Raw genomic sequence first — 7,580 nt, forward strand, 5'->3', positions numbered from 1 at the left:
CGCGCCATGAACTCAGTACAGCGCGGTTGCCAGTTTGCGGCGGGCCGCCACCACGAACGGCTCGGCCTGGTCGAAGAGTTCGAACAATTCCAGCAGGCGGGTCCGGACCGTGGTGCGTTCGTCGCCGGCGGTCCGGGCAACCAACGCGATGAGCCGGTCGAACGCGGCCTCGGGCTGCTGCTGGAAGAGTTCCACATCGGCAGCGTCGAGCGCGGCCGCGACATTGCCGGGGTCGGCATCGGCGGTGGCGATCGCCGATTCCGGGAGTTCCTGCGCCCGGCGCAGGAACTTCACCTGCCGCAGCGCCGCTTTGGCCTCGGCGTTACCGGGCTCTTGGGCGACGATCGACTCGTAGGCCGATTCCGCGCCCGCCAGATCGCCCTGTTCGAGCAGCGCCTCCGCCGCGGCGAAGCGCGGATCGGTGGGCTGCTCCTGGGGTGCGTTCGGGTCGCCCTCGAGTTTGCCCTCCACCGCCTGTACGACAGCGGTCAGCCACTGCGATACCTGCGCTTCGGGCTGGTTGCCCTGGAAGTCGGCCAGCGGCTGTCCGCCCGCGACCGCGATAACCGTCGGAATGCCCTGGACGCCGAAGGCCTGCGCGATCCGTATATTGCTCTCGGCTTCGACGGCGGCGAGATCCCAGGCGCCGCCGGCCTCGCCCACGAGCCGCTCCAGCAGCTGAACCAGTTCGATGCTGCCCGGGCTGCGCTGCGAGTACAGCGCCACCACGACCGGCACCTGAGCGGAGCGGCGCAGCACCTTGGTCTCGAAATCAGCCTCGGTGACCGTATGGTCGCCCGCCGCGGCCGGCGTGCCCGCGGGCGGCTGCTTGAGGGCGGACAGATCCACCGCCCCGGACATGGCGGCGGCTACGGCGGGTGAAGGACGGCGGGATGCTGGTCGAGTCACAGGTTCCAGTTTGTCACGAGGAGGGCGCGAGAGTCTTCGGGGACTCGGTGGCGCCGGCCGCACTCAGTTCGCCCAGCTTGCCGGTGCGGACGGCCCACACCTCGAAGATCACCGTGAAGAACGGCGGGATGCTGGACAACAGCGCCAGAACCGTGGTCTTCCAGTTCCATTCGAGCTCACGCGCGGCCAGCAGTGCCGTCAGCACGAACAGGACGAAGACGCCGCCGTGTACCGGGCCGAAGATCTTCACTCCGATCTCGTTGCCCTCCGCGGGGATGTACTTGAACGCCATTCCCACCAGCAGGCCCAGCCAGGACAGCGCTTCGAGCACTGCGAAAAAGCGGAACCTGCCGGCAACGGTACCCAGACCAAGGAAGTTCATGCGCCCATTGTGCACTAGCCACTACACAGTGTCGTAGTCGAACCGGTCACACCGGTCACACGAGACAAACAGGGCGGTCTAGACCTTTACGATCAGCGCGTCGCCCTGGCCGCCACCACCGCACAGCGCCGCCGCACCGATCCCGCCACCGCGGCGCTTCAGTTCCAGCGCCAGATGCAGCACGATCCGCGCACCCGACATCCCGAGCGGATGCCCGACCGCGATGGCGCCGCCGTTGACATTCACCTTCGCCGGATCGATCCCGAGCTTGCGGGTCGAGGCGATACCGACCGCCGCGAACGCCTCGTTGATCTCCACCAGGTCCAGGTCGGCCGGAGCGATACCCTCCTTGGCGCACGCCTTGGCGATCGCGTTGGCCGGCTGGTCCTGCAGCGTCGAATCCGGACCGGCCACCACACCCGCCGCACCGATCTCCGCGATCCAGCTCAGCCCCAGCTCCTGCGCCTTGGCCTTGCTCATCACGACCACCGCGGCCGCACCGTCGGAGATCTGCGAAGCCGACCCGGCGGTGATCGTCCCGTCCTTACGGAACGACGGACGCAACTTGGACAGCGATTCCGCGGTGGTATCGGCCCGGATCCCCTCGTCCTGCCGCACCACGACCGGATCGCCCTTGCGCTGCGGCACCTCCACCGGCGCCACCTCGTCGTCGAAGATCCCGTTCTTCCAGGCGGCGGCCGCTCGCTGATGCGAGGCCGCGGCGAAAGCGTCCTGATCGGCCCGGGTGATCGGATCGGTGTCGTTGCGCTGCTCGGTGAGCGCGCCCATCGCCTGGTCGGTGAAGATGTCGTGCAGCCCGTCATAGGCCATGTGATCGCGCAGGGTCACATCACCGTATTTGAACCCCTCGCGGCTCTTCTCGAGCATATGCGGGGCGCGGCTCATCGATTCCTGCCCGCCGGCCACCACGATCTCGTACTCCCCGGCCCGGATCAGCTGGTCCGCCAACGCGATCGCGTTGATCCCGGACAAGCACACCTTGTTCAGCGTCAACGCGGGCACATCCATCGGGATACCGCCCGCCACCGCGGCCTGCCTGGCCGGGATCTGTCCCGCACCCGCGGTGAGCACCTGACCCATGATCACGTAGTCGACCTGGTCGCCCCGGACGCCGGCCTTCTCGAGCGCCGCGGCGATCGCGAACCCACCCAGATCCGATCCGCTGAAATCCTTCAGACCGCCCAGCAGCCGGCCGATCGGGGTACGCGCACCGGCCACGATCACGGAGTTGGTCACGACGAGCCTCCTGTATCTCTCGCGTCGCCGTCGGCGCCGCGGGCCGGGGCCTGGCACGGCCCCGGTCTGTTCGATTGCCCGCCTCCGGCGGGCCGGCCGGGGTCGCGTGACCCCGGTTCTTCACTCGGGAAGCGACGCGCGGCGCGGACTACTCCACGGTAGCTTGCGGCCTCCCCGGATAGATGCGCAGGGATGCGCAGATCACCCCGTCCAAATTTGAAGGCAGCCGCCCTCTGTTGATACCCATCCGGGTGGGTACGCGTCCGCGGCACGGTGGAACGCGCTACTTTCGAAGGGTGAGCACCGCTACCCCGTCATCAGAATTCATCCCCGCCGACTACATCGTCGCGGTCGACCACGTCGGTATCGCCGTCCCCGACCTGGACGCCGCCGTCGCCTGGTACGCGGAGAACCTCGGCCTGGTCGAAACCCACCGGGAGGTCAACGAGGAACAGGGCGTTCAGGAAGCGATGCTGTCCGCGCCCGCCGCCGAGGACGACTCGACTGCTCTGCAGTTGCTGGCTCCTCTCGACGAAACCTCCACCATCGCGAAATTCATCGATCGCAGCGGCCCGGGTCTGCAGCAGCTGGCCTTCCGGGTCACCGATATCGAAGCCGTTTCCGCATATCTTCGCGATCGCGGTATGCGCCTGCTGTACGAGGCGCCGCGACGCGGAACCGCCGACTCCCGTATCAATTTCGTCCATCCGAAGGATGCTGGCGGTGTGCTGGTCGAGTTACTGGAACCGGATCCGAATGTTACGCACTAGTATCAACATCGGGCTGTAAGGAGACGCTCCGATAACATTCCCGGTCGGGTCACCATGCGTAGGTCTCAGGCTGTAGTTTGTTGGCCATGTCGTCACCCGAGTCCGATCGCAATCGCTTCGTTGCGCTGCCCTTCACCGTTGTGCGCAAGGGTTATGCGCAAGACGAGGTGCGTAACTATTTCGACCGCTTCGATGCCGAGTTGCGGGTTACCGCCACCGACCGCGACGCCGCCGCCGCCCAGGCCCGGAACCTCGCCAGTCAGCTGGAAGACGCCCGCGACGAAATCGACGAACTCCGCAAGGAAGTCGACCGGCTGTCCGTACCGCCGACCACCGCGGAGGGGATGAGCGACCGCATCTCCCGCATGTTGCGATTGGCCTCGGACGAGGCGTCCGAGGTTCGCGCCCTCGCCCAGGCCGAAGCCGCCGAGATGGTTTCCATCGCGGAGCAGCAGGCCACCGAAATGCGCGGCAAATACGAATCTCTGCTGGCCGAAACCAAGGAAAAGCGCGAAGCGCTGGAAATCGAATACGAGCAGACGCTGGCGAATGCTCGTACCGAATCCGCCAAGATCATCGATGCCGCCCAGGCCGACGCCGAGCGCCTGGCCAAGGAGTCCGAGGCCAAGCGCAAGGCCACGCAGCAGGACTTCGAGGTCACCATGGCCGAGCGTCGCACCAAGCTGACCCGCGCCATGGAGGAGCTCGAGGCCACCAGCCGCGCCGAGGCCGCCCAGCGGATCAAGGATGCCACCGACGAGGCCAACCGCCTCATCACCTCGGCGACCCAGACCTCCGAGCGCAAGATCGCGCACGCGAAGGAACTGGCCGAGGAGATGCGCGTCCTGCGCGGCCGGGTCCTCGCCCAGCTGCTCGGTATCCGCGGCCAGCTCGATTCGGTCCCGGCCATGCTCGCGGCCGTCAACCGGGAGAGCGAACTGCTCGACGGTGTGCCCGAGCAGCCGCGTAAGTCCCTCGGCAGCGGCCAGAACAACAAGTCTGTGAACGGCCCGCGTCAGAAGGCCATCCCCGAGGTGAGCTCCGAGGACGATTCCGACGATATCCTCGAGGAAGAACGCGAGAACGCCGACATCAGCCACTGAGCTGCTGCCGGAACGTACACGGCGACACCAGATCGATCCGAAGGCCGCCCCGACGGGGCGGCCTTCCTCATATTCGCCGTATACGAGGCGGTCATCCTTCCCCGCGACCCGCGGACTCTGGCCGTGATGTGAGCGTCCGCCGGCAGTAGCCCGCTCAGACGCGGACCGACTGCCCACGCGGCGGAATCACCAGTTGTGCTCGACGGCCCGCGTACTCGAAGGCGCGACCCAGATGATCGAGCGTCTCCGTGAAATGCGCCCACCCCTCACCGTGCACCGCGACGAGCACCGCCTCACCCAGCAACTCCGCGGCCAGAATCGCAGTGCGGGCATTGAGGGTCACGTCTGCATCGCCGAACCGGCCGACATTGGCTGCGCCGACGTTCACCACCGCGATATCGATCTGCCCGACGCACTCGACGATCTCGCGGACCACGTCCACCGAGGCATTGTCGCCGGAGACATACACCGTCGGCTCCCCCGCGGCCCGCAGTACGAATCCGGTGACGACACCACTGAGCGGTTCGCACCCCTGCGGCCCGTGCAGCGCGGGCGTCCCTGTCACCTGTACTCCCCCGATGGCGAATGTCTCCCAGTTGCGCAGGCCGCGTACATCGTCCAACCGTTCGGCGGCATCCGGGGTGGACAGCACGGTCGGCACCGTGGCCAGGAATTCGCGGCCGGATATATCGAGGTTGTCGGCATGTTGATCATGCGAGAGCAGCACTACGTCGACCGGTCCGACCTGCGCTGGCGATACCGCCGGACCGTCGAGCTTGCGCAGCGTGACCGGACCGGGGTAGGCGCGGGGAGCGTCGAAGGTCGGGTCGGTCAGCCAGGTCAGGCCCGCGTAGCGGAAGCGCAGGGTCGGGCCGCCGATATGCAGGACTTCGATGGTGCTGCGGGCGATCGTATTCGTCATGAGGATCAGTCTCGGCACCCTGATCGATCGACAACAGTGGCCTGCAGGGCATGTATCGCTAATATCAGGCCATGATTTCCGTGGCGGTTGTCGCCTTCGCCGGTATCAGCCCCTTCCACCTGTCGGTACCCACGCTGGTGTTCGGCCGCGCCGGCGTCGGCAAACCCGCCGATTGGCCTTACGAGGTCCGGATCTGCGCGCAGACGCCCGGCATGCTGTCCACCGCGGCCGGATTCGATATCTCGGTACCGAATGACCTCGCGGCGGTTTCCGGTGCCGATATCGTGATCGTCCCGAGCTGGCTGCCCGATATCGTCCCGCCGGAACCCCTTCTCGACAGCGTGCGCGCCGCGCACGCCGCGGGCGCGCGCATCGTCGGACTGTGTCTCGGGGCCTGGGTCGTGGCCGCCAGCGGACTCGTCCACGGCCGGGAGATCACCACTCATTGGTCGGCCGCCGAGGCCTTGGCTCGCGCGCACCCGACGGTACAGGTGCGCGCGGATATGCTCTGGTCGGATCTGGGCGACGTGATCACCTCCGCCGGTGTCGCCGCCGCCCTCGACTGCTGCCTACACGTGGTCCGCGCCGACCTCGGCAGCCTTGTCGCGGCCGACCTCGCCCGCGGACTCGTTCTCGCCCCGCACCGCAGTGGATCTCAGTCCCAGTTCATTCCGGTGGCGGTACTCGAGGCCACCGACGACGATCCCATCGAACGCGCCATGGTGTGGGCGAGCACCAGGTTGGCCGAGCCGGTCGGTCTGGACGAGTGGGCCCGTACCGCGTTGATGTCGCGACGCACGTTCACCCGCCGCTTCCGGGAACGCACCGGCAACAGCCCGCAACAGTGGCTGCTGCACCAACGGACCGACCGGGCACGCCTACTGCTGGAAAACACCGACAACACCATGGAACGCATAGCCGCCGATGCGGGATTCGGCAGCGCGGTGAATCTGCGCCACCACTTCCATCGGATCCTCGGCATCAGCCCGGCAGCTCACCGTGCGCTGTTCCGCAACCGCACACCAGCAGCGAGCCCGATAATGCACCCACACTCGCACGGCCGATAGGTGCGGAGCGCGCCTCCTCAACGCCTAGGACCACCGTCGGGTGATCCCACGCGTCCACCGGCCGTTCCAGCAGCCGCTGTGCCAGTGCCGCCGGTCGGTCTCACCACCATCGGCCGGCCAGGCCACGATATGCGCGACCCCGGGCATGATCTCGTGATCGCAACCCGGACAGCGGTACCGTTTCACCGCGCGTGACCCCGGAACCGTGCGGACAACGTACTCGTCTCCGTCCGCCCCCGACTCGGTCCGCCGATATACATCACCCAGCCCGCTACCCGGCCGCGGCGACGCATCGCGCGAGCGCGTACGGCCGGGCTTTCGTCGAGGCATGAGTCCGAGTCTAGAAGAGCCTGAATTCGTTGCTCTCGGTCCCACGTAGGGCGTCGTAGTCCAGGGTGAGGCAGCGGATCCCGCGATCCTCGGCGAGTGTTCGCGCCTGCGGTTTGATCTGCTGCGCCGCGAACACGCCGGCGACCGGCGCCAGCAGTGGGTCCCGGTTGAGCAGTTCCAGATAGCGGGTGAGTTGTTCCACGCCGTCGATCTCACCGCGTCGCTTGATCTCCACCGCAACCGTGCGCCCGTCGGCGTCCCGGCACAGCAGGTCCACCGGCCCGATCGCGGTCATGTACTCCCGGCGGATCAGGCTGTACCCGGCGCCGAGTGTCTGCACATGCTCGGCGAGCAGTTCCTGCAGATGAGCTTCCACCCCGTCCTTCACCAGTCCGGGATCCACCCCGAGCTCATGACTGGAATCGTGCTCGATCTCCTCGATGCCGATCCGCAGTTCCTCGCCGGCCTTGTTGGTCACCACCCACAGCGCTTTCAACTGTTCGGCAGCTGCGTCAGGCACCCGCTCGTCCAGCCGGCACGGTGGACTCATCCAGTTCAACGGCTTGTAGGATCCGCCGTCGGAATGCACCAGCACCGAGCCGTCCGCTTTGATGAGCAGCAGCCGACGAGCCATCGGCAGATGAGCGGTCAGGCGCCCCACATAATCCACCTGGCAACGAGCAATCACGAGTCGCATCCGGCAGAGTCTAGGACAGTGGGCCACGTCCATGGCTCAGGCCCCGCGCTCGGCGTAGGCGATAAGCCACGCGCGCGCCCCTTTTCTGAAACTTCCCCATAAACGCCTTCAAGGGCCCACATTTGTGGGCCCCTGAAGGGAAT

At 67.0% G+C, this 7,580-nt stretch carries 9 protein-coding genes; 3 read left to right on the plus strand and 6 right to left on the minus strand.

The window, feature by feature from the left end:
* Nucleotides 1–12: 12 nt before the first annotated feature.
* From NS4_RS18895 to NS4_RS18905, 3 genes are all read right to left on the minus strand, one after another.
* Nucleotides 13–861: a tetratricopeptide repeat protein gene (locus NS4_RS18895; protein WP_063060860.1), complete on the minus strand. Its 849-nt coding sequence runs from the start codon at nucleotides 859–861 to the stop codon at nucleotides 13–15.
* A gap of 61 nt (nucleotides 862–922) precedes the next feature.
* On the minus strand, nucleotides 923–1,291 hold the full coding sequence (locus NS4_RS18900) for a DUF3817 domain-containing protein (RefSeq protein WP_063060861.1): 369 nt from the start codon (nucleotides 1,289–1,291) through the stop codon (nucleotides 923–925).
* A 78-nt stretch (nucleotides 1,292–1,369) separates the two neighbouring features.
* A complete protein-coding gene (locus NS4_RS18905) occupies nucleotides 1,370–2,548 on the minus strand; it encodes an acetyl-CoA C-acetyltransferase (RefSeq protein ID WP_063060862.1) in 1,179 nt (392 codons plus the stop codon).
* 296 nt (nucleotides 2,549–2,844) lie between these two features.
* Between NS4_RS18905 and mce the strand changes: the two genes are divergently transcribed.
* Both mce and NS4_RS18915 read left to right on the plus strand, forming a co-directional pair.
* Complete coding sequence (gene mce, locus NS4_RS18910; RefSeq protein ID WP_063060863.1) at nucleotides 2,845–3,318, plus strand: methylmalonyl-CoA epimerase; 474 nt, start codon at nucleotides 2,845–2,847, stop codon at nucleotides 3,316–3,318.
* An 86-nt stretch (nucleotides 3,319–3,404) separates the two neighbouring features.
* Nucleotides 3,405–4,421, plus strand: a complete 1,017-nt coding sequence (locus tag NS4_RS18915; RefSeq protein WP_063060864.1) for a coiled-coil domain-containing protein — start codon at nucleotides 3,405–3,407, stop codon at nucleotides 4,419–4,421.
* 154 nt (nucleotides 4,422–4,575) lie between these two features.
* On the opposite strand, the gene NS4_RS18920 is transcribed toward NS4_RS18915, so the two are convergent.
* Entirely contained in the window at nucleotides 4,576–5,343 is a 768-nt protein-coding gene (locus tag NS4_RS18920) for an MBL fold metallo-hydrolase (protein ID WP_063060865.1), read from the minus strand.
* Between the two features lie 71 nt (nucleotides 5,344–5,414).
* Between NS4_RS18920 and NS4_RS18925 the strand changes: the two genes are divergently transcribed.
* Entirely contained in the window at nucleotides 5,415–6,410 is a 996-nt protein-coding gene (locus NS4_RS18925; protein WP_063060866.1) for a GlxA family transcriptional regulator, read from the plus strand.
* A gap of 24 nt (nucleotides 6,411–6,434) precedes the next feature.
* On the opposite strand, the gene NS4_RS33455 is transcribed toward NS4_RS18925, so the two are convergent.
* Both NS4_RS33455 and nucS read right to left on the minus strand, forming a co-directional pair.
* Entirely contained in the window at nucleotides 6,435–6,740 is a 306-nt protein-coding gene (locus NS4_RS33455) for an Rv1322 family protein (RefSeq protein ID WP_063060867.1), read from the minus strand.
* 10 nt (nucleotides 6,741–6,750) lie between these two features.
* Entirely contained in the window at nucleotides 6,751–7,437 is a 687-nt protein-coding gene (gene nucS / locus NS4_RS18935) for an endonuclease NucS (RefSeq protein WP_063060868.1), read from the minus strand.
* Nucleotides 7,438–7,580: the final 143 nt, after the last annotated feature.

The sequence above is a fragment of the Nocardia sienata NBRC 100364 genome, assembly GCF_001613205.1.
In the GTDB taxonomy this organism is placed as follows: Bacteria; Actinomycetota; Actinomycetes; order Mycobacteriales; family Mycobacteriaceae; genus Nocardia; species Nocardia sienata.